The 25359-nt window shown below is 36.8% G+C and carries 21 protein-coding genes; 3 read left to right on the forward strand and 18 right to left on the reverse strand.

Annotated elements, in window-relative coordinates:
- Nucleotides 1-11: 11 nt before the first annotated feature.
- From trxA to zapA, 4 genes are all read right to left on the reverse strand, one after another.
- Complete coding sequence (gene trxA / locus AB5M32_RS05090) at nucleotides 12-326, reverse strand: thioredoxin (RefSeq protein ID WP_010718648.1); 315 nt, start codon at nucleotides 324-326, stop codon at nucleotides 12-14.
- 85 nt (nucleotides 327-411) lie between these two features.
- Nucleotides 412-2772: an endonuclease MutS2 gene (locus tag AB5M32_RS05095; RefSeq protein WP_178285776.1), complete on the reverse strand. Its 2361-nt coding sequence runs from the start codon at nucleotides 2770-2772 to the stop codon at nucleotides 412-414.
- A gap of 129 nt (nucleotides 2773-2901) precedes the next feature.
- The gene (locus AB5M32_RS05100) at nucleotides 2902-3450 is read right to left on the reverse strand and encodes a CvpA family protein (protein WP_010718650.1); all 549 of its coding nucleotides are present in this window, start codon (nucleotides 3448-3450) and stop codon (nucleotides 2902-2904) included.
- A 21-nt stretch (nucleotides 3451-3471) separates the two neighbouring features.
- Nucleotides 3472-3909, reverse strand: a complete 438-nt coding sequence (zapA, locus tag AB5M32_RS05105; RefSeq protein ID WP_010718651.1) for a cell division protein ZapA — start codon at nucleotides 3907-3909, stop codon at nucleotides 3472-3474.
- A 221-nt stretch (nucleotides 3910-4130) separates the two neighbouring features.
- On the opposite strand from zapA, the gene rnhC reads away from it, so the two are divergent.
- Nucleotides 4131-5045 (forward strand): ribonuclease HIII, encoded by a 915-nt coding sequence (rnhC, locus tag AB5M32_RS05110; RefSeq protein WP_053765717.1) that lies wholly within the window; start codon nucleotides 4131-4133, stop codon nucleotides 5043-5045.
- 266 nt (nucleotides 5046-5311) lie between these two features.
- On the opposite strand, the gene AB5M32_RS05115 is transcribed toward rnhC, so the two are convergent.
- The 8 genes from AB5M32_RS05115 to AB5M32_RS05150 form a co-directional block, all read right to left on the reverse strand.
- Complete coding sequence (locus AB5M32_RS05115; protein WP_368024355.1) at nucleotides 5312-7624, reverse strand: glycosyl hydrolase family 18 protein; 2313 nt, start codon at nucleotides 7622-7624, stop codon at nucleotides 5312-5314.
- 456 nt (nucleotides 7625-8080) lie between these two features.
- Nucleotides 8081-10726 (reverse strand): hypothetical protein, encoded by a 2646-nt coding sequence (locus AB5M32_RS05120; protein ID WP_178285772.1) that lies wholly within the window; start codon nucleotides 10724-10726, stop codon nucleotides 8081-8083.
- A gap of 277 nt (nucleotides 10727-11003) precedes the next feature.
- Nucleotides 11004-11576 (reverse strand): TetR/AcrR family transcriptional regulator, encoded by a 573-nt coding sequence (locus AB5M32_RS05125; RefSeq protein ID WP_010738025.1) that lies wholly within the window; start codon nucleotides 11574-11576, stop codon nucleotides 11004-11006.
- Between the two features lie 21 nt (nucleotides 11577-11597).
- A complete protein-coding gene (locus AB5M32_RS05130) occupies nucleotides 11598-12269 on the reverse strand; it encodes an ABC transporter ATP-binding protein (protein ID WP_010718656.1) in 672 nt (223 codons plus the stop codon).
- Nucleotides 12270-12281: 12 nt separating this feature from the next.
- Nucleotides 12282-13352: an ABC transporter permease gene (locus AB5M32_RS05135; protein WP_178285770.1), complete on the reverse strand. Its 1071-nt coding sequence runs from the start codon at nucleotides 13350-13352 to the stop codon at nucleotides 12282-12284.
- 264 nt (nucleotides 13353-13616) lie between these two features.
- The gene (locus AB5M32_RS05140) at nucleotides 13617-14723 is read right to left on the reverse strand and encodes an alpha-hydroxy-acid oxidizing protein (protein ID WP_368024356.1); all 1107 of its coding nucleotides are present in this window, start codon (nucleotides 14721-14723) and stop codon (nucleotides 13617-13619) included.
- Nucleotides 14724-15044: 321 nt separating this feature from the next.
- Nucleotides 15045-15836, reverse strand: coding sequence for a PhzF family phenazine biosynthesis protein (locus AB5M32_RS05145; RefSeq protein WP_178285766.1), 792 nt, complete (start codon nucleotides 15834-15836; stop codon nucleotides 15045-15047).
- A 1-nt stretch (nucleotide 15837) separates the two neighbouring features.
- Nucleotides 15838-16803 carry an ornithine cyclodeaminase family protein gene (locus AB5M32_RS05150; RefSeq protein WP_081128124.1) on the reverse strand — a complete coding sequence of 322 codons (966 nt, stop codon included), beginning with the start codon at nucleotides 16801-16803 and terminating at the stop codon, nucleotides 15838-15840.
- Between the two features lie 91 nt (nucleotides 16804-16894).
- Between AB5M32_RS05150 and AB5M32_RS05155 the strand changes: the two genes are divergently transcribed.
- The gene (locus tag AB5M32_RS05155; RefSeq protein WP_010738030.1) at nucleotides 16895-18289 is read left to right on the forward strand and encodes a PLP-dependent aminotransferase family protein; all 1395 of its coding nucleotides are present in this window, start codon (nucleotides 16895-16897) and stop codon (nucleotides 18287-18289) included.
- Nucleotides 18290-18470: 181 nt separating this feature from the next.
- Here AB5M32_RS05155 and AB5M32_RS05160 read toward each other — a convergent pair whose 3' ends face one another.
- From AB5M32_RS05160 to AB5M32_RS05185, 6 genes are all read right to left on the reverse strand, one after another.
- Nucleotides 18471-18719, reverse strand: coding sequence for a hypothetical protein (locus AB5M32_RS05160; protein WP_178285764.1), 249 nt, complete (start codon nucleotides 18717-18719; stop codon nucleotides 18471-18473).
- 23 nt (nucleotides 18720-18742) lie between these two features.
- The gene (locus AB5M32_RS05165; protein WP_178285761.1) at nucleotides 18743-19030 is read right to left on the reverse strand and encodes a hypothetical protein; all 288 of its coding nucleotides are present in this window, start codon (nucleotides 19028-19030) and stop codon (nucleotides 18743-18745) included.
- Nucleotides 19031-19073: 43 nt separating this feature from the next.
- Entirely contained in the window at nucleotides 19074-20264 is a 1191-nt protein-coding gene (locus tag AB5M32_RS05170; protein ID WP_256736307.1) for a hypothetical protein, read from the reverse strand.
- Between the two features lie 26 nt (nucleotides 20265-20290).
- Nucleotides 20291-20686, reverse strand: a complete 396-nt coding sequence (locus tag AB5M32_RS05175) for a DUF1310 family protein (RefSeq protein WP_178285759.1) — start codon at nucleotides 20684-20686, stop codon at nucleotides 20291-20293.
- 304 nt (nucleotides 20687-20990) lie between these two features.
- Nucleotides 20991-22313: a 2-hydroxycarboxylate transporter family protein gene (locus tag AB5M32_RS05180; protein ID WP_010718665.1), complete on the reverse strand. Its 1323-nt coding sequence runs from the start codon at nucleotides 22311-22313 to the stop codon at nucleotides 20991-20993.
- 218 nt (nucleotides 22314-22531) lie between these two features.
- Complete coding sequence (locus AB5M32_RS05185; protein ID WP_010718666.1) at nucleotides 22532-24172, reverse strand: malolactic enzyme; 1641 nt, start codon at nucleotides 24170-24172, stop codon at nucleotides 22532-22534.
- Between the two features lie 284 nt (nucleotides 24173-24456).
- Between AB5M32_RS05185 and AB5M32_RS05190 the strand changes: the two genes are divergently transcribed.
- Nucleotides 24457-25290, forward strand: a complete 834-nt coding sequence (locus AB5M32_RS05190) for an N-acetyltransferase (protein WP_178285757.1) — start codon at nucleotides 24457-24459, stop codon at nucleotides 25288-25290.
- Nucleotides 25291-25359: the final 69 nt, after the last annotated feature.

Genomic DNA, 25359 nt, shown 5'->3' on the forward strand with positions numbered 1-25359 from the left:
ATTCCAGATGTTTATAAATATTGATCGATCATTTGACGTAATTGCTCTTTCGAGTGTACACCAACCGCTTTTTCAACGACTTGCCCATCTTTTTTCAACAATAATGTTGGAATACTCATAATCCCAAATTGTTGAGGTGTTTGTGGGTTTTCATCTACATCCATTTTTACGATTCGGAATTCATCTTCATCGTATTCTTCTGACAGCTGATCTAAAATTGGTGCTTGCATGCGACAAGGTCCACACCAAGTTGCCCAAAAGTCGATTAATACTAAGCCTTTATCTGTTTCTTCGTTAAATGTCGTATCTGTAACTACTTGTGACATATCAAAGACCTCCATTTTTTAGTCTAGAGTCATTATAGCACCTTTCTTGATTCGAGACGAGCCTTCTGCTTACATTTAGTAAGTTTTATTTAAATTTAACGATCGTCGCCCCATTACCGCCTTGGTTAGCAGGAGCAAATTCAAAACTTTTGACACTTCGATGATTTTTCAGGTAGTCAGTGATTCCTTGACGCAAAGCTCCGGTCCCTTTTCCATGTACGATCGTTACTTGGGGATAGCCAGCAAGGATCGCTGAATCAAGGTATTGGTCAACCTCACTCAATGCTTCTTCATAGCGTTTGCCACGAAGATCTAGTTGGTTCGACACGTGACTAGCTGATTCAGAACGTACAGCATGAATGACCCGCTGTTTTGGTTCCTTTTGTGGAGCAACGGGCGTTAATTCACTTTCAGAAACATTCATTTTTAAAATCCCGATTTCCACTTGCCATTGCTCCCCGTTTTTACGTAACAAGGTTCCTCTTTGACCATAAGTTGTCACTAAAACTTCGTCGCCTGGTTTCAATGTTTTTTGTTCTTTGGCTTTTTTCAACACTTTATTTTTTTTCAGTTGTTCTTCTTGATGTAAGTTTGCCAATTTGGTTTTCGCATCAATCAATTGGTGCTCTTTTACATTTCCTTGTCCTACTTGTTGTTGCATTTTACGAATATCTGCAATGATTTTTTCCGCATTTTCTTGTGCTTCAGAAACTAATTCATTGGCTTTTTTCTTAGCTTTTTCGATTTCTTTTTCTCGTTCTTCAAAGAAATAGCGATACGCCTCTTTTAAGTTTTCATATAACTCTTGTGCTTCATCAACGTAGTGGCGCATTTCTAAATACTCCGTTTCAGCCATTTTTCGTCGATTTTCTAAATCAGCGATCATTTCATTTAAATCTTGGCTTTCGTCATTCATCAATTGTTTGGCTTCATTGATGACTGATTGATCTAATCCTAAGCGGCTAGAGATTTCAAATGCGTTACTTCGCCCTGGTACACCAATCAACAGACGATACGTTGGACTAAGTGTATCAACGTCAAATTCCATACTTGCATTGATTGTATTCGCCCGATTGTATCCATAAACTTTTAGTTCTGGATAGTGTGTCGTAGCCATCACATAAGCCGATTTTTTCCCAAGATCGTCTAAAATAGCAATCGCTAAAGCTGCCCCTTCTTGGGGATCTGTTCCTGCGCCTAATTCATCAAACAAGACTAAACTTTTTTCATTCACATGTGCTAAGATATCAACGGTGTTTGTCATATGGGAAGAAAATGTTGAGAGACTTTGCTCGATGGACTGTTCATCACCAATGTCAGCAAATACTTCCTCAAAAATACCGATTTGACTTTCTTCATCTACAGGGATCGGTAAACCCGATTGCCCCATCAATTGTAACAATCCTAAAGTTTTTAAAGTGATCGTCTTTCCTCCAGTATTTGGACCAGTAATCACGATCGCTTGGTACTCTTTCCCAATACTGATATCATTAGCCACCACTTTTTCTTGATCAATCAACGGATGTCTTGCTTGTTTTAAAATGACATGATTTTCTACACTGATTGCAGGAACGATGGCTTTCAGTTCTTTCCCAAAACGTGCTTTGGCGTTCATCAAATCTAGTTTACCGATCACGTATGCGTTATGAATGATTTCATGTCGATGAGGAACCAGTTCAGCAGAAAGTTCACTTAAAATACGTTGGATCTCATTACGCTCTGCAATTTGATACTGTCTCAAGCGATTATTTAATTCAACGATCTGCTTTGGTTCAACGAATAATGTTTGACCAGAAGCACTTTGATCATGGACTACCCCACCAAAGACACCTCGGTATTCTTGCTTGACAGGAATCACATAGCGATCATTTCGCATGGTAATAATCGTATCACTTAAGTATTTGGCGTTTTTCCCCCGAACAATGCCATCTAGTTGTTCTCTCACCGTTTGTTCACTTCGACGAATATTTTGACGAATGATTTTTAATTCAGGGGAAGCATCATCTGTTACTCGCCCATCTTCATCAATCGACTCTTTTAAACGTCGATTCAATTCGGGGATCGTCACCAATTGTTCTGCCCAGAAATAAAGACGTAAAAATTCAATTTCGCTATCTGCTAAATCGGCAAAGAATCGTTTTAATTCACTTGTAGTCGATAAAACACGTGCAACTTGCGCTAATTCGAGTCCATTTAAATCAGCACCGATCTCAATTCGTTTCATATGAGGTCGGATGTTCTCTAACTTAGGAATAGGGATTCCCCCACGTAACCTTTGAACTTTTAAGCCATCTTCTGTTTCTGCTAACCAATCTGTTAATTTCTCTTGTTGGTTGATCGGCACTAACTTTGCGAGTTCTTCTGTTCCTTGCGCGGTTACCACAAACTGACGAATAAGCTGTTTCACTTTTTCAAATTCTAATGTTTCTAGGATTCGATTATTCACGTTATCACCCTAACTTTCACTAAAAGAAGTTGTCACATTTCGCATTGACTCATTGGTCTTTGCTGTCCTGTCACAACTTCGTTTTTTTCTTTCACTACTTACTATTATACTATTACAAAAAATTTTTGATTAGTTTATCACATTCGTTATCCATAAATCATGGATTTTATTGGTTAGAAATGGTGTCTGCTCTACGATAAAGCGGGCAAGACTATTTCCACTAAATTGTTTTTGAACGATATCTACTGGCACAAAAGTCAATAAACTCAAGAGCAAAAATATCGTGACATAGGCAACGATTAAAGATAAGATGCCTCCCGCAAGCCAATCGACTTGTTTTAGGATCGGAATATAGGTCAAGCTATGAACAAAAATCCCGATAAAACGAGTAAGCAATCCTCCGATAAATAAAATCAGCAAAAAGGCGACTCCTGCATAAAAAGCTTCATCTAATCTGAAAGAAAATGTCTGATCAAAAAAGACCATTTGGGAATTAGATGTTACCGCAGGATAAGGAATATATAATTCCAGACGACTTGCTAGATCCTTATAAAAGTGCTGTGCTGCCATAAAAGACAAGATATAACCGATCGTATAAACGACCTGCATAGAGAATCCTCGTCTCGCACCTGAAAAAAATGCAAGCAGCAAGATAAATAAAATCAAAAGACTTAACATGTCTTGTTCCTTTCTCTTTCATCAATTTGAAGATTTTTGTTTGATTTGACCTTTTCTTTTTTCATTTAAAATTTGTTGGGCTTCCACATGATTCTTGATTTCTCGATCTGCTTGTCCGTTTTCTTTCAACACTTCTCGTGCTTCGTTTTCAATCGCTTCAATTCTTTTGATTCGATTTTCCATTTCCACAAATTTGATCATTTTTTTCTTTAAATCTGCTACTTCTTTTTCAAGTTCGAGATTTCTTTCTTGCTTCTTCAATTGATCCGAGAGCGCATTGACAGCCATTAAGATCGCTGCTTGTTCATTATCGATTTGCGGAGACAAATCCTTCAATTCTTTTAGTTGTTCATTGATCAAATTTGTCACGATATCCATATGGTGCTTTGTTTCACGTCCAATAATCGTGTAAGTTTGGTCGGCAATCACTGCTTTATAGCGTGTTTTTTCGTGCGCCATCCGAATCATTTCCCCCTATTGATAAAATTATTATCTAGTGTACCATGAAATTAATGATTTAACAGTTGTACACAAATTTTCTTATATTTACCTTATCATTATATGATAAACTTTGAAAAAATGCTATGTCTCATCCCCAACTGAACGACAAGGAACTATTAAGGGATCTTTCATCTAACAAGCATCTAAATTTATTAATTTAACTAAACTGGAGGTACATAATGAGTAATATTATCATCAAAGTAACGACTGCCCAAATGGAAAAAATGAAACAAGCTTATCTTTCTTATCTTTTACCTAAAAAAATTCCTTATACCGTATTTGCCGCTAAAAAAAATGGCACGACCATCACTGCATACACCTCAGGAAAAGTCATGTTCCAAGGTGCAAATGCCGAAAAAGAAGCAAGTCAATGGGGCGAAGCAGCTTCAGCAAAACCCAAAGCTGGAAAAACAGCTGCATCTTTGCCTAAGAACATCGAATCTTTATCTGTATTAGGAAGTGATGAAGTGGGAAATGGGAGTTACTTCGGTCCATTGACAGTTTGTGCTGCTTACGTGGCCAAGGAGCAACTAACACAACTAAAAAAACTAGGCGTTCGTGATTCAAAAGAATTAAAAGATCCTCAAATCATTCAATTGGCTAGTATCTTGAAGAAGACGATCCCTTATCAACTTTTAGTACTCGAGCCTAAAAAATATAACGAGATCCAACCGAAATACAATGCTGTGCGTATGAAAGTTGCTTTGCATAATCAAGCGATCCATCTACTGCTGAAAAAAATTGCTCCTGTCAAACCAGAGGCAATCTTGATCGATCAGTTTACACCAGAAAGCAATTATAAAAAGTATGTCCGTTTGGAAAAAAATCAAGTGCAAGAAAAACTCTATTTTGTGACCAAAGGAGAACAATACCACTTAGCGGTAGCTGCGGCATCGATCATCAGCCGAGCAAGTTTTCTAGAAGAATTAGCCAAAGAATCAGCAGAGATCGGTCTAGAGTTACCTTCTGGCGCTGGAACAAAGTCGGATCGAATAGCTGCAAAAATCATTGAAAAAGGTGGCATTGATTTGTTAGCAAATTATGCAAAATTACATTTTGCGAATACTGAAAAAGCAAAAAAAATGAGTTTATGATATCCCTTTAACGCTTTATTCTAAAAATAATAAACGTTGTTTCAGAAATCATTCTATAGGAATGAAGCGTTGAAGCAACGGTCATAAGACCTCTTAAAACAGGCTATCCAATTGGTCATTTGACCTTAAGAGCATAGCCTGATCTTTTAGATAGCATAAAAACTCCCATCACAGTAGAATAGAACTTTTTTCCACTGCGATGGGAGCCAATTAATTAGTCCCAAACGTTAAAACTTAGTATGTTTTACCCATTAATAACCAGCAATTTAATCAATCAACTCCCAAGGTCCCCATTGTTCAGTACCTGGTTCTTCCCCGCTTGTCCACCATTTCGCTTGATAGTTTTGCCCTTTATGAGACACCTTATCACCAGCTTTGTAAATATTTGTAGCACTACATGCTTCATATTTTGATGAAGATGTGCTATCTAGTGTTGTTACACTCAAAGGTTGACTGTGTTCTGAAACATTACCAGAATGATCAAACGCTTTTACAGTATAAATGTACGTTGAACCAGCCATTAAATATTTGTCAATATAATTGGTAGTAGCTGTTTGACCAACTTGTTGTCCGTCACGATAAACATAATAACCTGCTACTCCTTTATTATCCGTCGAAGCGGTCCAGTTCAACGTCACGCTTGTCTCTGTCACATTTGAAGCTGTCAGATCAGTCGGAATAGATGGTGCTTCTTTATCTTCTGGATCTGGTGTTGGCGTTGGTGTTGGATTAGTTGAATCCTCTCCATAAATCGTTTGTTGCGAGATATCTATACCGGCTTTTGTAATTCTTTGTGCTAGATTTATAGAAGCAATATGATCAACGGATACATCAGTTGCATTTGATTTTAATCTAAACGTATATGTCTCCCCTGGTTTAAGCTCTTTTCCTTCGTAAACCCCACTTAAATCGATCGTCACCGTTCCATTTGAGGTTGAAACCTCGCCTGCTTTGTAATCACCACTACTAAGAATCTCATTTGAATTCAACGCTAAAGTGTATCGTGGTAATTTAATTGTCTTGTGAGAAGATTCAATAGCTGATAAAACGTCCGAATTTTCATTTAGTGTTTCTTTATTTTTGATGACTAATTCATACCCTTTTGAACTGTTTTCAGAATAAGTAGAAATCCCTACCTCGACATTTAGATCACTTGATACAATTTTATGCTCTGGAAGTTTTTCTGTACCAAACAACCCATTTTTGATTGCTTTGGTCAGTTCATCTCTTTTCGTACTCGTTGTTGGCTTATCTTGCGATTGCATCCAAGAGATTACACCACCTAATTCATGCTCTTTCACATATTGCGTTTTGTAATTAATTGATTTTACATTGTCATAGGTAAAGAACTCTTTTGAAACTTCGCTGTATAAAAATGGTGCTTTGGCTGTATCATCCCAATATTCTTTTAGAGTCGGGATTTTAGTTTTTAATTCATCAATGTTTCGGTAGGACCAAACTCCACCTGCTCGGCCACCATCCCCAAGTGCCAGAGAATGTTCATTGTCCGCACCATATGTCGGCGTTTGGTCTGCATCTTTATTGCTTTTTTCAGCAGGTTGGAATAATCCAGGAGTATTTGGGTCTGTCCCTTTAGCTACTTCATTCCACCCACGAGTATAGAAAGCTGCGCCGATAACGATTTTTTCTGAAGGGGCCCCATGTTCTTTCAAAAAGCGAACGGTCTGATCAACGGACAACCCATTTGCATAGTTCGGGTCGTTAGGATTACCATAAAGTGCAGTATGATGACCACTTGTTGCACTCCAAGCACCATTCATGTCATAAGTCATCATATTCGCAAAGTCAACTACTTCAAATAGTTGTTTGATGTCAATTCCCTTGTCCAACATTCCTTGGGACGCAGGTAATGCTACAGAAAGTTCATAAGTCTTACCTAATTCCACTCCTTGTTTATCGATCGCTGCTCGAATATCTTTTAATAGTAAAATATAATTTTCTTTATCCTCTGGTTTTGCGTTAGGTGTTCCTTCATCATTTTTGTTGTCGACACGATCAGGCTCACGAACATCTGCTGGATATTCCCAATCAATATCAACGAAATCCATGTTGGTATATTTTAAGAATTTAGTAATGTTTTCCACTAATTTTTTTCGTTTCGCAGGACTAGCTGCAACTTCAGAAAAATCACCCGATTTTGACCAACCACCTAATGACACGCCAATTTTTAAGTTTTTATTTTGTCCACGCAAATTTTGAAGCGCATTCAACAAACCAGAAGCAGCATTTCCCCATCCGACTTCTGCTTCACCTGCTGGTACACCTACAGCGGCTTCTTTATCTGTAAATTTCAACTCACCATTACTATCAAAATCCAAAAAGGCATAATTTAAATGCGTCAATTGGTCTGCGGCAATATCTTTAGGATAAAATTCTTGTTCTCCTCCCCAAATCGACCAATCACCATAATACATCACATTACGATAAGACGCTTTTTTTGTAATTTCCTGTGCTTCTTCAGCATGCACATGTTCTTTGTGGCTGAATAATGGTGTTGTCAGAGAAATAACAGAAGAAAATAACATCGCTGCCAAACTAATTTTTTTCAACTTTTTCATTTTTAACCCTTCCCCTCTTTTTCTATACGAACTCCCCTAATAAAACTTATTATCCATAAAACAAATCAGTTATTTTTAATAAACCAACCTCCTAAAAAGCAAAAAAATGATAACCCTTACAAAACAAGGTTAACATTATCTTATCAAAGCATCAAATGATTTGATATTTTTGTATTGCATATTAACATTTATATATTTATAGTTATCTAAAATAACTAATAAATATCCCTATTCTCTTATCTCTTTTCCATCTCTTTTTACTGCTTTATTTAAAATAACTTTTATTTTTTATTTTTATATTTATAAAAGAACAAAAAAAGCATTTCGCCAAAATAAATTGGACAAAATGCTGCGAATCTTTTTATGTATGATTTGTTCATTTTTGAATGTATCCTCTTAGAGTTGGATCTTCCTGATTCTTTTCGTTTCATCATTAACATTTAACTGAAAAATTTTTCAACGAAATTGCCGATCATATTTAATCTGCGATTCCTGCTCTCTAAAACAATTTAATGTACGCAAGTATCGTTTAGCCGATTTTAAATGTTCAGCTAGTGGTTTTTTTTCTCCAAGATAAGTATAATAATTAGCTAACACGACTCTTTTTACCTCGTCTTTAGTGATGGTCTCTAACTTTAGCTTTTTGATGGTTTCTTTTGCAATTTTGACTGGCATTTTTTGTAAGAAAAAGTAATTGACCAGCGCATGTATATGTCCCCCCTTGGATCGGTTCTCTTTGATTAACTCATCACAACGTTTCCTTATGTCCCTTTTCCCTTTGTTGATCTCATCTGCTGAGAGTTTACCATCAAAAATCGGTTGAAATAATGGAATCTCATAACGATCACTTAATCGATTACTGATTCTTCTACTTGCACCTATGGAAATCAATGTATTTTCTATTTCTTTCCTTTGCCAGAGCCAATCATCCTTTTTTTGTACGATATGATCACAATACTTCTCAATGGCGCTCACCTTTAATTCCTCTGAAGAAACGGGCAAAGGAAAATCAAACCCATCAATCACATGGAGTGTTTCCTTTAGTGGTCTCTCTGTAAATAATAGAAAATGAACAATAGCCTTCATTCCTTTTTCATTACCTAAATCCTTTAAAAAAGAGTGACAACGATTCAACTGTCCAGATAAACGTCCAGCTTTGGGGAATAACTCTTCATTTACATGGTTATTGATCAACGTAACTAATTCTTGATTCGCTCCCCTTAAGGCAAGGGCATTTTCACTTGATTTTTTCCACTCAATGAGCCCTAATTTATTAAAAGATGCTTGGCACTCCTTAACAAGTCTTACTTCTTCTTTGATAGTCAAATAACTATTATCAAGAACAACATTTACTTTTGAAGGGATTTTTGTAAAAATTTCCTCAAGAATATCTGGAGGCAGCTCTTGAAGCACGAGATAATTCCGTGTTGCCAATGGCTCAAAATGTTCACAACGTTGGACTACTTCGTCAATGAGTTTTTGAGACGACTTCATCTTCAAAGAAGGAAGCAAGGTGACATTTAGTATCTTACTCAATTGATCGATCTGCGTTCGATTCATTCCTCGTAAAACAAGATATTCCTCACATTTTTTCTTTCCAACAGTTCCCTCAGATCCTATCAACATCGATTGGCACTTGTACACTTCCTCGAATTGTTTCTGTAAATAAAATTTATTGATAGTTTTAGGAAACCTTAGATCTCTAAAAATTTTATCAACATACTTGGGCGCTATATTTTGTAACAATAAGTATTTTTGAATCGCTACAAAGCCTTTTTTTGACCCTAAGTCTTCTAAAAAAGAATTGCACCGATCAACTAATGAGCTAATTGCCCCTCTTTTAGTCATATCTATCATTGGGAATATTGATTGATCGATGTATTCATTCATTTGATGAAGCTGTTGTAAACTAGGATAAGTTAAAATAAAATAATTCTCGAATTTTTTTCTGCCCATTTCTGATCCTAATTCTCGAACAAATTGGCTATATTTTCTATATCTAGTTAAACAAAAATGGAAATTTTTTCGATCCTCATCATTCATAGAATCTTTTATTCGCTCTATGACTTCGATATTGATTGCAGGAGGGAAATCTTCCAACATAAGGTAATTATTGACTGATTTAACTCCATTTACTTTGTTTGGATACCAGTAATTTAAAAAACTTTGGCAATATTTGACTGCTTTAGTTATTTTCTCCTCCTTTGATAAAGGTTCATCTTTCAAGGAAGGCAATAAATTGATGTTTAAAATTTCTCCTATCCGATTGAAAAATTTACGATCTACTCCTTGTAGAACTAGCCGATTTTCTACTTCTGTTGCCCCCATATTATTATAATAGAGCGTTGTAACGAGAAGGTCTTTATACTCTTTTTGATTGATTGTCTTGGGTAATTGAACTTCATTAAGTATATCCTTCGCTCTGTCTGCTGTTGTATTTTGCAACAATAAATAATATTGAACAGCTAATAATCCTTCTGTCTCACCGAAATCCTCTAAAAAAACATTACATCTTTTGGCCGTCAAAGTAATTTGTTTAGAGGATCTGGAATTCTCCCATGTAGGAAACAAAAATTCTCCAATTGTTGCACTTATTTTGTTGTATTCAGATCGAGGAAGTTCATTTAAAATGAGTTGATTTTCAATTGCTTTTATCCCTTCATTTGTGCCATATTTGACCAATGTTTCATTGAACTTTTTATGTAATTGTTTTTTCTTTTCTATCTTTTTAAAAAATCCATGTTTGTTCACAGTTCCCTTAAAAAGTAGTCCTTCAACAATTTCTTTAGTCAATTCTGGACTCAGGTCATGTAGCACAAGATAATTTGTAATAGCTTTTTTTCCTATCGCACTATTAAAAACATTTAGCAGCGATTGACAGTATTGAGTGGCTTCGTTAACTATCTCTTGCTGGGTTTTATCCTTAACTATTGGTAAGAAATCCATCTTCTTGATTTGACTGACTGTCTCTATAGACTTTCGATTTGCACCTTCCACTAATAAATGGTGTTCGATACTTCGTTTTTCATCTATCTCTTTGATTTTCTCTAATAAATAGCAAACATAACTATCCCTATCTAAATAGAACAAAGTTCTTTTCATTTCTCTTTCCCTTCTCGTTTATTCATTGAGCTTAAGTATAAAGTGGAAAATAGGGAGAAACGTTCCTTTTTTTTCAAAAAAAAAAATTTATTGAAATCCCCTAATAGAAAAGCCGCTTCAACTAACGAATGAATCCCATCGGCAACATCAACACAAAAAAACGGTGTGCAAGTGTTCGTTCTTTGAAATAGATCTGATGTTTTGGAGACAAATGGTGTCTCAAAAGCATCAGATCCATCCAATCGAACGGAGCTTACACAACCGTTATTGTCACAAGCTAAACAATAACCCCATTTAAGTATAGATCGATCAAAGTCGCCACATCAAAAGGCTGTTCCTCTGAATGACCAGATTCAGTAATATAAGGGGCTAGCAAAAGGAAAAAATGTTTCGCTGCCAGTTCCTGTGTGACGTTTTTTCGTAATAGTTGTTGATGATTGGCAAAAATCTTTTCAAAAGGTTCCCGATAATTCTTTTTCCATAAACAAAACAAATGATTTCTTGTTTCAGCTGAAAGATTGAGCTTCAAATCATGCAGCATCATAAACAAATCAATGAGATGGGTTTCAATAAGATATTCAGCCATCTTAGTCAACGTTTGTTGAAAATCATCGGCACCCGTTGCGGCGATCTTCCTCAAATCGTCCCCTACTGTTTTCAAATGTTGTTCCAGAACTGCCTGGTAAAGTTTTTCTTTGTCACTAAAGTAATGATAAAGATTGGGTTGGGTAATCCCGGCGTTCTTAGCAATTTCACGAGTAGACGTGCCGAGATAGCCTTTTGACATAAACAAATGATTAGCTTCATGTAAAATCTTTTTTTGCGTGTCTTTGTTATAGCGATGAACCACATACACACCTTCTTTTTATGCTTATTCTGTTTTTTCTTGAAAAACACCGTCTTCCATCATAAACACTTTATCACATTTGTCAATCAGGCGTGTATCATGGGTGACCATAATGATGGCTTTATTTTTTTCTTTCGATTCTTTTGCCAAAATATCTACGACTTCTCTTGCTTTTTCTGAATCTAAACTGGCTGTTGGTTCATCTGCTAAAATAATGGACGGATCGTTGTAAAGCGCTCTAGCAATGGCGACTCTTTGCCGTTCTCCTCCTGATAATTCTTCTGGATATTTGTTGACCAATTCGGCAACACCTAACTGTTCAAATAGTTCATTCGCTTCTTTCTGACGATTCTCATGTTTGACTTTATCCACTAATATCAATTGCTTTTTGACCGATAAAAATGGAACCAAATTAGACGCTTGTAAAATAAATCCGATTTCCTTAAAACGTAATTTTACCCGCTGATTCTCAGGTTGAGCACTAAATTCTTGCCCATTGATCAAAACAGACCCTTTACTAGGCGTTTGTAAGCCACCTGCAATGGTCAAGAAAGTACTTTTTCCTGAACCAGAAGGACCGATGATCGCAACAAATTCGCCTTTATCTACACTAACATTGGTTTTTTTCAGTGCGTGGACGATTTGATCACCATCTTTGAAATTCTTTTCGACATCTTTAAATTCGATTGCTTTCATTTTTTTCATCTCCTAACCAATTGCCTTCAACGGATCGATTTTTACAATTGCTCGTACCGAAAACAGCGCACCTAAAATGGCGACCACTAACATCAAAACACTGATAACTCCGAAAAATAACCAATTACTTTGAAAAGGTACGGTATCTGGTAAAAGGAACGAGGTCCCCACTGTTCCCAACAAGCCAAGACCGATCCCAAAGAATGAGAGTAAGAAGGTTTGTGCCACTACTGAGCGAGCAATAAACCCTCCTGTCATTCCTTGCGCCTTCAAAACACCAAAAATATTGATTTTTTGCATGGTCAACACATAAATGAAAATTCCGATTACAATCGCTGCAATCACGATCAAAAAGCCGATCATAAAACCAAAAGTGAGTACTTGCGCACTATAGCCAGGTAATTCATTGATAAATTTAGAAATGCTGATTTTTTCAAGAGCATTTGGTAAATCATCTATCTGCCCTCTAACAACCACCGCGTTGATTCGAGCATTCTCACTTGTATCTGTTTTTTCAAAACGAATTTCTTGGTAAGCATCAAGTGTTGTATATAAAACCGGCGATACATTGAACTTCGCATTTTCGGTAAATCCAGTTAATCGAAAGGTTTTGTCACTACCAGAAAGTTTAACTGTATCGCCAATTCCTAGACCATACTCTTCTTTTAAGCTAATATCACCCACTGCTTCATCATTCCCAACAAAGGCCTTACCTTCAACAATATTAGGCATGATAAATTGATCTGGATCAATACCAAAAAAACTCACATTGATTTTTCCTGCCTCATCGTTGTCTTTACTGGTTACGACCCCTGGTGTTTGTGCCAAGTAAGCCACCTTATCCCCTTTTACTTCTTGCGCTGTCTTTTTCGTGATCATTGACATCCCTAGGTTCGTATTGGCATCTTTTGACAGTACAATATAGTCTGCCTCCCACTTATCGACAGCCGTTCGGTTATCTTGTGCCAGTCCATACGCTAAACCGGTTAAAAAAAAGACCAAATATGCAATTAAAAACATCACCCCAGCAACCAACGCATAGCGTAATTTTGAATGTATGATTTCATTTAATGCTAAAAACATCTAACTCCTCCTTTAAAAGTTTATCAAACAATAATACAAGTTTATCACTTGATAAATTTTTAGAGGAATAATCTGCTCACAAAAAAACGGTAAGGCCAAATAAGTTTGCCTCACCGTTTGATTATCGCTATAAATTTGGTTCGTATTGCTTGTTGGTATGTTCTTTTCTGAATCAAACGCAACCATTCAAAAGTGCTATCCAAAGTCACTATCTGTTCAAGCTATTTTGCTACTTAATCCCTATTGATAAACCGTTTTTTTGTCTTAACACATGAAACGATTTTCTCTCAATTTTGCGTTTTTGATGTCTTCAACAGTTTGAGTTCCAGCTAATTGCATGACCATTTCAAGTTCTGTTTTGAAAAAATCAAATACTTGTTTGATTCCTGTACTTCCACCTAAAGAAAGTCCATAAATGGCTGGTCTACCGATGGCAACTAAATCAGCTCCTGAAGCAATCGCTTTAAAGACATGTTGCCCTCGTCTAACACCGCTATCAAATACGATCGGTACACGTTTATCCACAGCTTCAGCTACATAGCGTAATGAATCAAAAGAAGCTGGACCCCCATCTAACTGTCTACCACCATGATTGGAGACCCAAATCCCTTGTGCACCAGCATCAAGAGAACGATACACATCATCTTCTGATTGTACCCCTTTGACATAAACTGGCAACTCTGAATGGGTCGTAATAAATTCGATATCTTTTGGACTTAATTTTTGTTTAGACGATTTATAGACTGCATCCATCGTTTGACCGACTCCCGATTGGTAAGCTTGAACGATTGGCATGGGCAACGGAAAAGTAAAACCATTTCGCCGATCTGTTTCACGATTTCCGCCAACTGTTGCATCAGCTGTTAAAACAACCGCCTTTGCTCCGTTTCTTTTTGCCATTTCCAAGATATCCAAGTTGATTTCATCGTCCTTACTCATATAAAACTGAAACCACTGAGGAGCTTCAGGACCACCAGCTGCTCTAATTTCTTCCAAGGTACAAGAAGCGTAAGAACTAGCTGTATAGATCGTTCCAAATTCTGATACTCCTTTAGCCGAAGCTTTTTCAGCTTGTTCATGGGCTAATCCATGCGCTGCTATTGGTGCCATAATGATTGGTGCGGCTAATGTTTCATCAGAAAAATAGGTCGTTGTATCAGGTAATTCCACATCTTTCAAAACATGAGGGATAACCAATCGATGATTAAAGGCTTTTTGATTTTCTCGATAAGTAAACAAATCCCCTGCACCACTACTGATATAGCCATATCCACCACTAGGGATTACTTGAGTAGCTGCTAATTCCAGATCTTCCATATTGATGAAATCAATCATCCCTTCATGTGTACCAGCTTGATAAACTTTTTCCATAATAAAGCCTTCTTTCTCTCGAATTAAGAACCATAAATTTTATGATAGCGTTTGCATTATTATCGTACCTCTCAAAAATGATACAGGCAAATAATCTGTTTGAACTCTAGCAGAGAATTAGAGAAATAGTAGAGAGATAGTAGAGAGATTTTTTTAGGAAAGATTCTGTCTAAGGTTGAATAGGAGCTATTTTGTAGGGGGACAAAACAGCTCCTATCTAGTCAGAACTAACCTATAAAGGCTTACTTCTATCCTATAGAAAATAACCTAGGAGAAAAAGGTCATGATTGTCAGAGTGAACTCCTGTTTCGTTTGCGATGACTATTTTTCCGGAATATAAGCTTCTCCTTGAGCGAATAGTACTGCTTCTCCACCGATCACGATCCGTTCCCCTCGCAACTCACAATCAAGGTAGCCACCTCTTGGTGAAAGCTGATGGGCAATCATTTTTTTCTTACTTAATTTATTTACCCAATAAGGAATAAGATTGGAATGAGCAGAACCGCAAACGGGATCTTCATTGATCGTTAATTTCGGGAAAAATGTACGAGAAACAAAATCTTCCTTCTGACCACGTGCGGTTACGATCACGCCAACGCCCAAATCCAAATTTTTAATAGCTGAAAAGTTTGGTTGCAACTGTTTTACGGTTTCTTCATCTGTCAGTTCAAAAAATAAATCTCGCGCTAAATAAGCAGCTTTGATTTTTGCACCGATTGCTTTTTCGTATTCAGGTAAAATCGCTACTTTTTTAGGCATGATACTTGGAAAATCCATATAGTAAGTTTCTTGTTGTTTTGTCACAAGAAGTTCTCCACTTTGACTAGTAAATTTGATTATTTCTTCCTCTACCCCATAATAATTGAACAAAACAAACGCTGTTGCTAAAGTAGCATGTCCACATAAGTCGATTTCACGATCCGGAGTAAACCAACGTAACTCATAGTGTTCCTCCTTTTTGACAGTAAATGCTGTTTCAGATAAGTTATTCTCAATAGCAATTTTTTGCATCACCGTATCTGGTAACCACTTCTCTAAAACGTAGACTGCTGCTGGATTCCCTTTAAACACTTCTTGTGTGAATGCATCAACAACATAATAACTTAACTTCATTTTATTCAGACTCCTTAACTTTTTGATAAATATATTCTGCACAACATAGATCTTCAATCGCTAAGCCAACGGCATCAAAAATCGTGATTGTTTCTTGTTGGTCTTTTAATAATCTTTTTCCTGAAACCAATTCACTTAACGAGCCTGAGATCGCTGATTCTGATAATTCTCCTTCAGCAATCGGAATCAGTAGATCTCCACTTTCTTTCATTGCAGCTTCATAATCATCGACATAGATGGCACTGCTTTTCATCAACTCACTAGTGATTTCACGTGTATCTGGTGTAAACGTACCAATAGCATTGATATGCGTACCAGGAGTAAGCCATTCTTTTTTCAAAAACGCCTCTTTACTAGGTGTTAGCGTACAAATGATCTCAGCTTGTTCCACTGTTTCTGCGAGTGTTTCTCCACTTGAAAATTCAATTTCCGGGTATGCTGTTTGCATTTCCTCAATAAATTGTTGACTTCTTTCTTTACTCAAGTCATAGACAGATACTTTATTGATTGAACGTATAGCACAGATCGCATTCAAATGCGAGCTTGCTTGTTGTCCAGCCCCGATTAAAGCTAATGATGCCGCTTCTTTTTTCGCCAATATATCAGTGGCTAAAGCGGAAACTGCAGCGGTACGAATCCAAGTGACTGCATTCGCGTTGATTAGCGCTACAGGTACACCGTTTTTAGAATCAAATAATAGAATTTCCCCCAAATGTGAAGATAGTCCTTGTAAATGATTATCAGGAAATGCAGTAATGATTTTTGCACCAAAATAACGATCTTTACCAAGATAAGCAGGCATCATCGCAAAAACATTTTTGTTTTTACCATCTGGCAAAATCTCTACCATACGTGTATTTTGACTAATTTTTCCTTCGCCATAATCGCTAAAACACTGACGCATTACTTCAATTGCCTCTTGAAAATCTAATCGTGATACTGCTTCTTCAAAATCGATTTTTCTCATAAAAATCTCCCCTTCACATCCATATATTATCATTGAATTATATACATTCAATAGTATAATTGTATGGAATACAATTTTAGAGGTGAATAAAATGCCCATAAATTCTTATGAAGATTATCCGATCACTTGGCGACCTGATAAAACAAAATTAACACGCCCCATCTATAAATCTCTGATCCAACAGCTAGAAGAAGATATTCTTACAAGTAAGTTACAAAAAAATACCCAACTTCCTTCTCAGAGAGAATTAGCCGACTATTTAGATATCAATTTTACAACTGTCGGTCAAGCCTATAAATATGGTATTGAGAAAGGTCTCTTGTACACCAATATTGGAAGTGGTACGTTCGTTTCCCCTAATGCTTTTACTTCAATCACGATTTCAACTAATCAAGTAGCTGAGCATGTGATTGATTTTGGATTAGTTAGTTCTTTTGAAGACTGCAACCATCTTGTCCTGCCTTTTATCCATTCAGTCAGTCTCAACCCCAATATCGTGGGTTTATTGAATTATCGTGACCCTATGGGAACCAATTTTCAATTAAAGACGGCAGTCGAGTGGTTACAGACTCAAGGGGTTCAAACAACGATTCATCATACCGCAATCGTTTCTGGTGTTCAAAATGGTCTTGCTGTGACACTTGCCGCCTTTTTTTCTCCTGGAGATCGAATCGCTATTGATCGATATACCTATTCCAATTTTATTGAGTTAGCGCATTTGTATCACTTAGAAGTAGTTCCGATCGATTTCGACCAAGAAGGAATGAAACCTGAATTATTGCTACAAGAGTGTCATAAAAAGAAAATAAAAGGGATTTATCTGATGCCTTCTTGTAATAACCCCATCGGTTTTCAACTGTCTCTCCAACGGCGTAATGAATTGAAAGCTATTATTTCCAAAGAAAAGTTATTAGTTATTGAAGACGATATTCATTCTTTTTTAACGACCCATTTTCAACAACAAGTTTTGCCACCGTTTCAACAGCTGCTACCTGACCAAACCATTTACTTGTCAGGAATGACCAAATTCATTTGTTCAGGTCTTCGTGTAGCCTATCTTGTATTCCCAGAACGTTTAAGAGAACGAATTGAACGAGCAATCTTTAATATAAACGTCAAAACATCTGGTCTAGATGCAGAAATCATCACTCAAATCTTGCACTCACCAGAAACAGTCCAGAAAATCTTAACAACAAAATTAAAGCGAACAGCCGAAGCAAATGACTGCTTTGATGCGTATTTTGATTTACCTCGTCCTTCGAATCCTTATCCTTATTATCGAAATATTCCGATCCGAGCCGATATTTCTCCCTTAGATGTAGAACAACATTTTTTGAACAAAGGGATAAGAATCTATCACTCGAATCGCTTCACTAGTCAACAACAAGCTGATCCTTTTATCCGAATCGCCTTATCATCCAATCATTTAGAGATTTTAAAGAAAGGATTACGGATCATTAAAGAAGAAATCGATGCTTATTTATGATTTTTTAGTTTCTATTCTTAGGTATACTCAAAAAACCATTCAATCACTGGCAAACAAGAGAAGATCCATCACTCCCTTGATTTAGAACGTCTTCTCTTGTTATTGGGGTTCATCATTGAATCGATCATTTAATCGTAGTAAAAAAGTTTAGCACAACTTCATGCTCAACTTTTTTACTTCCTTAAGTAAGCCCTTCGAATTGATTCGCCGTTCTTTCGATCACTTGGATAGCTGTCTTGACCCATGTTCCTTTAGAAACGTGACTTAAATGACTTGCATAACTTGTAGTCAGCTGTTTCAACGTTTGTTTCTTCTGTTGAAGTGTTTGTTTGGTCAAGTTTTTTCTATTTTGCGATGTGGCATGACTTGGTGTTGCAACAATAAGCCGAATGAGTTGTTTTTCCAATGTTTTTTGTAATTCTTCAAACATGTTTTTCTCCCGTTTCGTTTTTATTAGTTGTTAGATCCTTTCTCTAATGCAGAATACTTATCTATTAAGGGATATTCGATGCGACATTCGATCAGTCTTTTCTCTCTGCGAAAAATCCCTTCCGCCTCTTCTTTGCTATCATTTAACAAACGATAGAACTGTTTTCTGTGGGGGGAAACATCAAAAAATGAAAAATCATGGAACTGGTTTGCTAAGTGATTTAAGTAATGATCAAATTTACTTTTCTCGTTCTTTAGTTGGTCGAGTTGATTTTCTAATTGTTTTTTTTCTGAATATAACTGTTTTTCCATAGGTTGAGACTGTCCTTCACCTTTTTTCCATAACCCCTCCATTTTATGAAAGATATTGGGACAATGTTTTATCTGTCCTCACCTGTTCTTCAATGGTGGTTACTATCTGTTTCAGCAGCGTATCTAATTCATATTGGACCTTTTGCAATAGGGTTAGTTGTTGTTCATAGGTAGCTACTGGCTGACGGACTAGTGTGTACTCTGTCACCTGATTTTCTGCCAGAATAGCCATTTTTTCGGTATCATTCAAATGTTCACCCCAGCGGTTCGTATCCCGTTTCGTTTGGCTCCAAAGAAGATTAGCCTGTTCAATCTCCTTGTTTAGCCACTTGACCACTGTGTCTATCTCAGATTGAATCGCTTGTTTGTATCCCAAGGTAATCGTTCTCGCTTGCATCGCATCTAAAAAAATCTCTTGTGAAGAAGAAATTCCTTTACCGCTGTGACGAAATTGATGATGAATCTCAGCGAGCCGATCCAACTCTTTGCTTGTCTGATGTTTTGCTAATTGGATAATCCCTTTAGACTGTGTCACTAGATTCCCATCTTGATCAAATAAATAACCGCCCAACATATGCTGTTTGCCCAACTTCACTTTTTTAGATGTTACTTCAATTATTGTGCCCACTTGTTTTTTTGTCAGTGAATACCCGATCGGTACTAAATCTCTTGTGTCAATAAAATTGAAAATCTTTCCTTCATTCGTTAATTTATCTGCTGTTGCTTGTTGTCTGGGATTTAAAATACTGTAAATGTTGGGGCCTTGGTAGAGATATACCCCCTCTAGCCGATCATGAAAAGCAGTCGGCAAATCTGAAATAGCATATTGTCCATTCATTGAACCTAAAGAATGGCCATATACTGAAACTTTGGCATTGGGATACATTTGCATGGTTTCTTGTAATGTATGGGCGGCAGACTTTAATTGCGGCATCGCAGTTGCTCCTCCTGCATTGATCACTTGGACAGCCGTAGGAAGATTGTTTACTCCCCAATCTCGCCATACATCTCCAGGATTTACCAGTATTTTATTGATCCCTATCGAGCCTTGATAAAGGATAGTTATCTGTTTCACTTCTTTTGGCTTTTGCACTTTTGGATTTCCGTCGGTAATGATAAAACTTTTTTCTCCACTTTTTTTGTTATCTATTATCTTTGATACATAACCATATGTTTGACGATTCACTGAAATTTTTTTGTTCACTTCGAGATTCATATAGCTTTGGCTTATCATTCTTATTCTCTCTTCATCAGTCATCCTCATGACTGATGCGCTCTCTCAATCAGCCTATCTAGTTTTTCTGAGATAACTAATCCATCATTCACTAATTGGTTCCTGCGCTCATTGACTACCAATCCTAATGTTAACTCTTTATCTTGATTAATGATCAATTCAACGTTGATTCCTCCTAAACGATTAGGTTCAATACTTTCGTAATCAATTTCATACGAATGGACGATTCCTTCAGCTGCTAATGCTTTGGGATCTAACCGTTTTAACTCAGATTCGATCAGTTGCGCTACTCGGTCACTCTTAATCATATTGACCATTTCTTCATTAAGCTGCTTTTGTTTCATGTACACAATCCCTCCGATTATGATTACTGCTATCCCTAAAATTTTCATTAAACGATACAACATTTTTTGTTTTTTCATAAATCCTCTTCCTGTTTTCTATCTATTTGACCAACACGTTCGTCATTCTTTTTTCATAATAGAGATACGCAAGTACTTGAAGATTTTGTCAGATAAACCCAATTTTTTTGTTGATCTGGTTTCTTTTACGATTCATGCTTTTGGTTTGATGAATTAGCCGAGTACACTCGTGACTTTCATCATGGGTAGTTCCTGCTCAATTAGAAGAATGTAAACAAAAAAACATAGATCTGGAACAAACGTTGTTCCAGATCTATGTTTTTCTTATCGATTAAAGTAGGAAAAAAATTATTGTCTTCGTTCCTTAAGAAAATAGTTGCATCAAAAATCCTGAAATGATCAAGACGATTGCACCGCCTAAACGATTCCCCATTTGCGCAAAAGCAATCAGTTCCATTCGATTAGCCGCAGATAATACTGCTACGTTTCCTGTACCACCCATTGAGTTGTTACACAAACCAGCTGTAATGGTTGATTCAACTGGGTACAAACCGAATAAACGTCCCACGAATCCTGAAGTGAGCGAGATTGCTACAACACTTGTCAAACATAAAACAACGAATTGCCAAGTTAACGCTGAAGCTAAGACATTTAGATTCAATAGCGCAATCCCTATTCCTGCAAGGACAGCTGCTGTTAAATTCTTAACGATCAGATTATTGAACATAATTGCTGCATCCTCATAATAATCAGGTAAGAGATTTGTAATTTTACAAATCACGACAATGATAATCATGAATGCATACGCATGGATTTTTGGCACAAAGTAGTTGCCGATTTGTCCTAAAATAAAGAATGTCAATGACACCATTAGACCTACACCTAATTGGGGGATCGATGGTTTCACATTCCGTGGTTTACCGTCACCAAGATCGCCTTTTGCCATAAGTTTGCCTTCACCATTCAATTTAGGCATTGATTTTCCTGCACGAGCAACCAAAGCTGCTCCAATGATGGCTAAGACATTAGTCATTGCTGTAGCTGGGAGTAATTGAGAAATAATAGAGGAAGCATTCGTTCCTAAGACGTTCGCATAAATCGTAGATAATGGAACTGCGCCAGCTCCAACTCCTCCAGCCATTGCTGGTAAAGAGATATACAGTACGGAACGTCCAAACCCATTACCAATTAACATTCCAACTAGACCAACAGCAAAAAACGAGACAATCATTGAAATAAGTGCTACTGGAATGAAACGTACCGATGCTTTCATTAGTAAATTACGGTTCATCCCTAAAATACTCCCAGTGATTAAAGCTGCGATATAAAAATCTAAGAAACCCATGTTACTTACAAAATTTTCAGTAGCTTTCACCACGTATTCTGGTAATATACCAAAAGTCGCAATTGCAGCTGAGGCAAAGATCGCAAATACGGAACCTCCACCTAGATAACTTCTAACGATTGGGATTTTTGTACCAATAAAATGAAATAAATTCCCGAATATCACTAGAACAGCGATCGGACCAATCATATTCGTTGGTAATTTCCCAAGTGCCATTGCAACGATCAGGACTAATACCATAACAAAATAGATAGGAAGACTTACTCCAGTAATCTTAGTTGTCCAAAATCCTTCTTTTGTTTTTTCTTCAACTTTTGTAGTTGATTCTTCTCTTTGTGTCATTCATACAGATCCTTTCTGAATAAAAAAGCACGGTGAAAGGCTGAGGTACGTTGAAAAATAGTTCAATATCTGATTTTTATAGCTTCTTCATCAGATGATTCCCATTTTTCACCTCGTTGCATCTAATCAGCTGCTTTCCTTTCACCGATTAACGTACTCTGTGTATGATTGTGCTCAACTAATCCTTCATTCACTTTGTTTTAGAAATTTGGTCAAGTTTATTTGTCTAACTCTTGGTATTCTGGTACCCATTTAGCAGATTCCACTGCTGCTTTGATATCAGTGATTTCTTCACGATTCAATTTTTGAGAAACAACAGATTTCGCTACTGTTTCTGCAATTGTTTGAGAAAATTCAGTGATCTTCGCAACTGGAGGTAAAATTGCTGCGCCTGGTTGTGTAACATCAACGATTCCACCTAATGCACGACTTGCTTGAGAAATGATCTCAGCATTCACACGTGTAGCCGTTGAAGCAATCAAACCAAGTCCTAACCCTGGATACATCAACGCATTGTTTGCTTGTCCGATTTGATAAGTTACTCCTTGATATTCCACGTCTGCTGCCGGAATCCCAGTTCCTACTAATGCTTTCCCATCAGTCCATTCAATTAAATCTTTGGCTTTCGCTTCCGCTAATTTCGTTGGATTAGACAATGGCATGATGATTGGACGTGGTGTATGGCTTGCCATTTCCTTAACGATTTCTTCCGTAAACGCACCTGGTTGAGTCGATGTCCCAATCATGATTGTTGGATGAATTTCTTTTACGACCGCTTCTAAAGTTGTTAGTTCAGCAGAATTAGTAAATTCAGATCGTTTTCGAGCAAAAGGAATTTGTCCTGGAGTCAAACCTTCTGTATCTTCAAATAATAACCCTTGTTTGTCTACTTGATAAAAGTGTTTTCGAGCTTCTTCTTCTGATACACCTTGACGAATCATTTCGTCTAATAGAATATTGGCAATACCTACGCCCGCAGTACCGGCTCCAAAAGTCAAAATAGTTTGGTCTTTCAATGATTCTCCAGAAATATTCAGTCCACCTAGTACACCAGCAAGAACAACAATCCCTGTTCCTTGGATATCATCATTGAAAGTAGTGATTTTATCTTCATATTTTTCTAAGATCGTTGCAGCATTTCCTCGTCCAAAATCTTCCCAATGTAGTAATAGTTCTGGGAAAAGATCCGTTGCTGCATCAACGAATTGATCGATAAATTCATAATATTTTTGTCCTGTCACACGACGATGGCGATTTCCTAAATACAATGGATTATTTAGTAATTCTTCATTATTTGTTCCTGCATCAATTGATACAGGTAATACTTGGGCAGGGTTGATTCCAGCAGCTGCTGTATAAACCATCAATTTACCGATCGCAATATCTACACCGTTGACTCCCCAGTCACCCATACCTAAGATTCCTTCTGCATCAGTCACCACGATCAAGCGAATGTCTCGACCGTCCGCAGCATTTTGTAAACTTGCTTTGATATTTTCTGGTTCATCAATTGAAAGAAACGCAGCATCTTGCGGTTTTAAGAAAATTTCATTGTATTGTTCGATTGAATCCGCAACGACTGGATCATAAACAACTGGCATAAACTCAACTAAATGTTGTCCCATTAATTTATAGAAGAGTGTCCGATTTGTATTGAATAAATTCATTAAAAAGATCCGTTTTTCAAGATCACTTTGTTTACTCAAATATTGTCCGTATGCTTGAATCGATTGTTCCTCTAACGTTTGGACTGTGCTTGGCAACATACCTGTAATCCCATATTTCGCACGTTCTTCCTTCGTAAAAGCTGTTCCTTTATTTAAAAATGGATTATTTAATAAGTTTAATCCTGTCAACATAGCTAATTCCTCCTAGGTTTTAGTAACAAGGGAAGTATAGGCGTGAGAAAAGAATATAGTCAAAACTAATACCTATCATAAATTTTATTTATATGTCAATTTTCCTTATAAACTATATTTTTATGAGCACAGCGTTTGTATAACATCCTAGTGGAATACCATTGCCAATTTTTCTGGTTCCATCAACAAATGAAGAAACGATCAACTACCGTGTTTCATTTTCCTATTGTGTTGGATAAAAAAATAAGATAAGATGAGAAAAATCTTTTGATTGGGGAAAATAAATGAAAGTATTTATCACAAGACAGCTACAACCTGATGCCAAGCAAACGATCCGTGAATTGAAAGAACAGATCGAACAGCAGCGTCACTGCCAGTTTAAACTAGCTCCTGATTTTGCTGAACAAACGAACGACCAGATCCGTCATGTCCTTTGTTTTAAAGAAGAGACACTTATTGCCTATGCTTTTTTAAGTTTTTATGATGAGAGCGAACTAGAAGTGACAATGATTGTGCATGAAAATTTGGCTTTTTTACAACAACTACTTGATGAAATAATGCGATTCGCTCAAACCATCGGTCGAACAACGATTCTTTACATCACTGATCCACGTGACCTTTTTTTGAAAAATTACTTTGAGTCGAAAAAAGAATTGAACAAACAGTTTACTGAGTATCGGTTGATTCTTCAGCCAAACAAATTTAAACAGCTAGATTCTCCTTATCGACCACAAAAAGCTACTCTAAAGGAATCTTCCCTAATTGCCCAACTCCAATTAGGAGAAATTGGGGCAACGGTTCCTCCATTGTCATCTGAAGATTTAGAGAAAACAGTTGTTTTTCATAAAGAAAATCAACTGATTGCTTGTGCCCGAATCGAAGAGGATCTATCTTCCTATGGTATCTACGGCTTAGTCGTAGCACCGGCTTTTCGTGGTCAAGGGTTAGGTAAACTTTGCTTGAACCGTTTGATCCAAGAATTATTAATCAAAGAAGAAAAAGAAATTTATTTAGAAGTCGACGCAACCAATCAAATTGCATATGATTTATATGTAAACATGGGCTTTGAAAAGAAAAGTACATTTGATTACTATGTTTGCCAACTGACTAAATATTGAAAGCTGTCACTCCAAAATATCACTAGAAATAAAACAGTTTTTCAGTTAAGGAATGCTCTATATAGAATG

The sequence above is a fragment of the Enterococcus sp. C57 genome (assembly GCF_040887305.1).
Taxonomy (GTDB): Bacteria; Bacillota; Bacilli; order Lactobacillales; family Enterococcaceae; genus Enterococcus_B; species Enterococcus_B hirae.

Bases quoted from the DNA above. Each gene is read 5' to 3' on its own strand.
- trxA (WP_010718648.1), bottom strand. From the start codon at position 326: ATGTCACAAGTAGTTACAGATACGACATTTAACGAAGAAACAGATAAA.
- AB5M32_RS05100 (WP_010718650.1), bottom strand. From the start codon at position 3,450: ATGTTAAGTCTTTTGATTTTATTTATCTTGCTGCTTGCATTTTTTTCA.
- zapA (WP_010718651.1), bottom strand. From the start codon at position 3,909: ATGGCGCACGAAAAAACACGCTATAAAGCAGTGATTGCCGACCAAACT.
- rnhC (WP_053765717.1), top strand. From the start codon at position 4,131: ATGAGTAATATTATCATCAAAGTAACGACTGCCCAAATGGAAAAAATG.
- AB5M32_RS05115 (WP_368024355.1), bottom strand. From the start codon at position 7,624: ATGAAAAAGTTGAAAAAAATTAGTTTGGCAGCGATGTTATTTTCTTCT.
- AB5M32_RS05120 (WP_178285772.1), bottom strand. From the start codon at position 10,726: ATGAAAAGAACTTTGTTCTATTTAGATAGGGATAGTTATGTTTGCTAT.
- AB5M32_RS05130 (WP_010718656.1), bottom strand. From the start codon at position 12,269: ATGAAAGCAATCGAATTTAAAGATGTCGAAAAGAATTTCAAAGATGGT.
- AB5M32_RS05135 (WP_178285770.1), bottom strand. From the start codon at position 13,352: ATGTTTTTAGCATTAAATGAAATCATACATTCAAAATTACGCTATGCG.
- AB5M32_RS05140 (WP_368024356.1), bottom strand. From the start codon at position 14,723: ATGGAAAAAGTTTATCAAGCTGGTACACATGAAGGGATGATTGATTTC.
- AB5M32_RS05145 (WP_178285766.1), bottom strand. From the start codon at position 15,836: ATGAAGTTAAGTTATTATGTTGTTGATGCATTCACACAAGAAGTGTTT.
- AB5M32_RS05150 (WP_081128124.1), bottom strand. From the start codon at position 16,803: ATGAGAAAAATCGATTTTGAAGAAGCAGTATCACGATTAGATTTTCAA.
- AB5M32_RS05155 (WP_010738030.1), top strand. From the start codon at position 16,895: ATGCCCATAAATTCTTATGAAGATTATCCGATCACTTGGCGACCTGAT.
- AB5M32_RS05160 (WP_178285764.1), bottom strand. From the start codon at position 18,719: ATGTTTGAAGAATTACAAAAAACATTGGAAAAACAACTCATTCGGCTT.
- AB5M32_RS05165 (WP_178285761.1), bottom strand. From the start codon at position 19,030: ATGGAAAAACAGTTATATTCAGAAAAAAAACAATTAGAAAATCAACTC.
- AB5M32_RS05170 (WP_256736307.1), bottom strand. From the start codon at position 20,264: ATGATAAGCCAAAGCTATATGAATCTCGAAGTGAACAAAAAAATTTCA.
- AB5M32_RS05175 (WP_178285759.1), bottom strand. From the start codon at position 20,686: ATGAAAAAACAAAAAATGTTGTATCGTTTAATGAAAATTTTAGGGATA.
- AB5M32_RS05180 (WP_010718665.1), bottom strand. From the start codon at position 22,313: ATGACACAAAGAGAAGAATCAACTACAAAAGTTGAAGAAAAAACAAAA.
- AB5M32_RS05185 (WP_010718666.1), bottom strand. From the start codon at position 24,172: ATGTTGACAGGATTAAACTTATTAAATAATCCATTTTTAAATAAAGGA.
- AB5M32_RS05190 (WP_178285757.1), top strand. From the start codon at position 24,457: ATGAAAGTATTTATCACAAGACAGCTACAACCTGATGCCAAGCAAACG.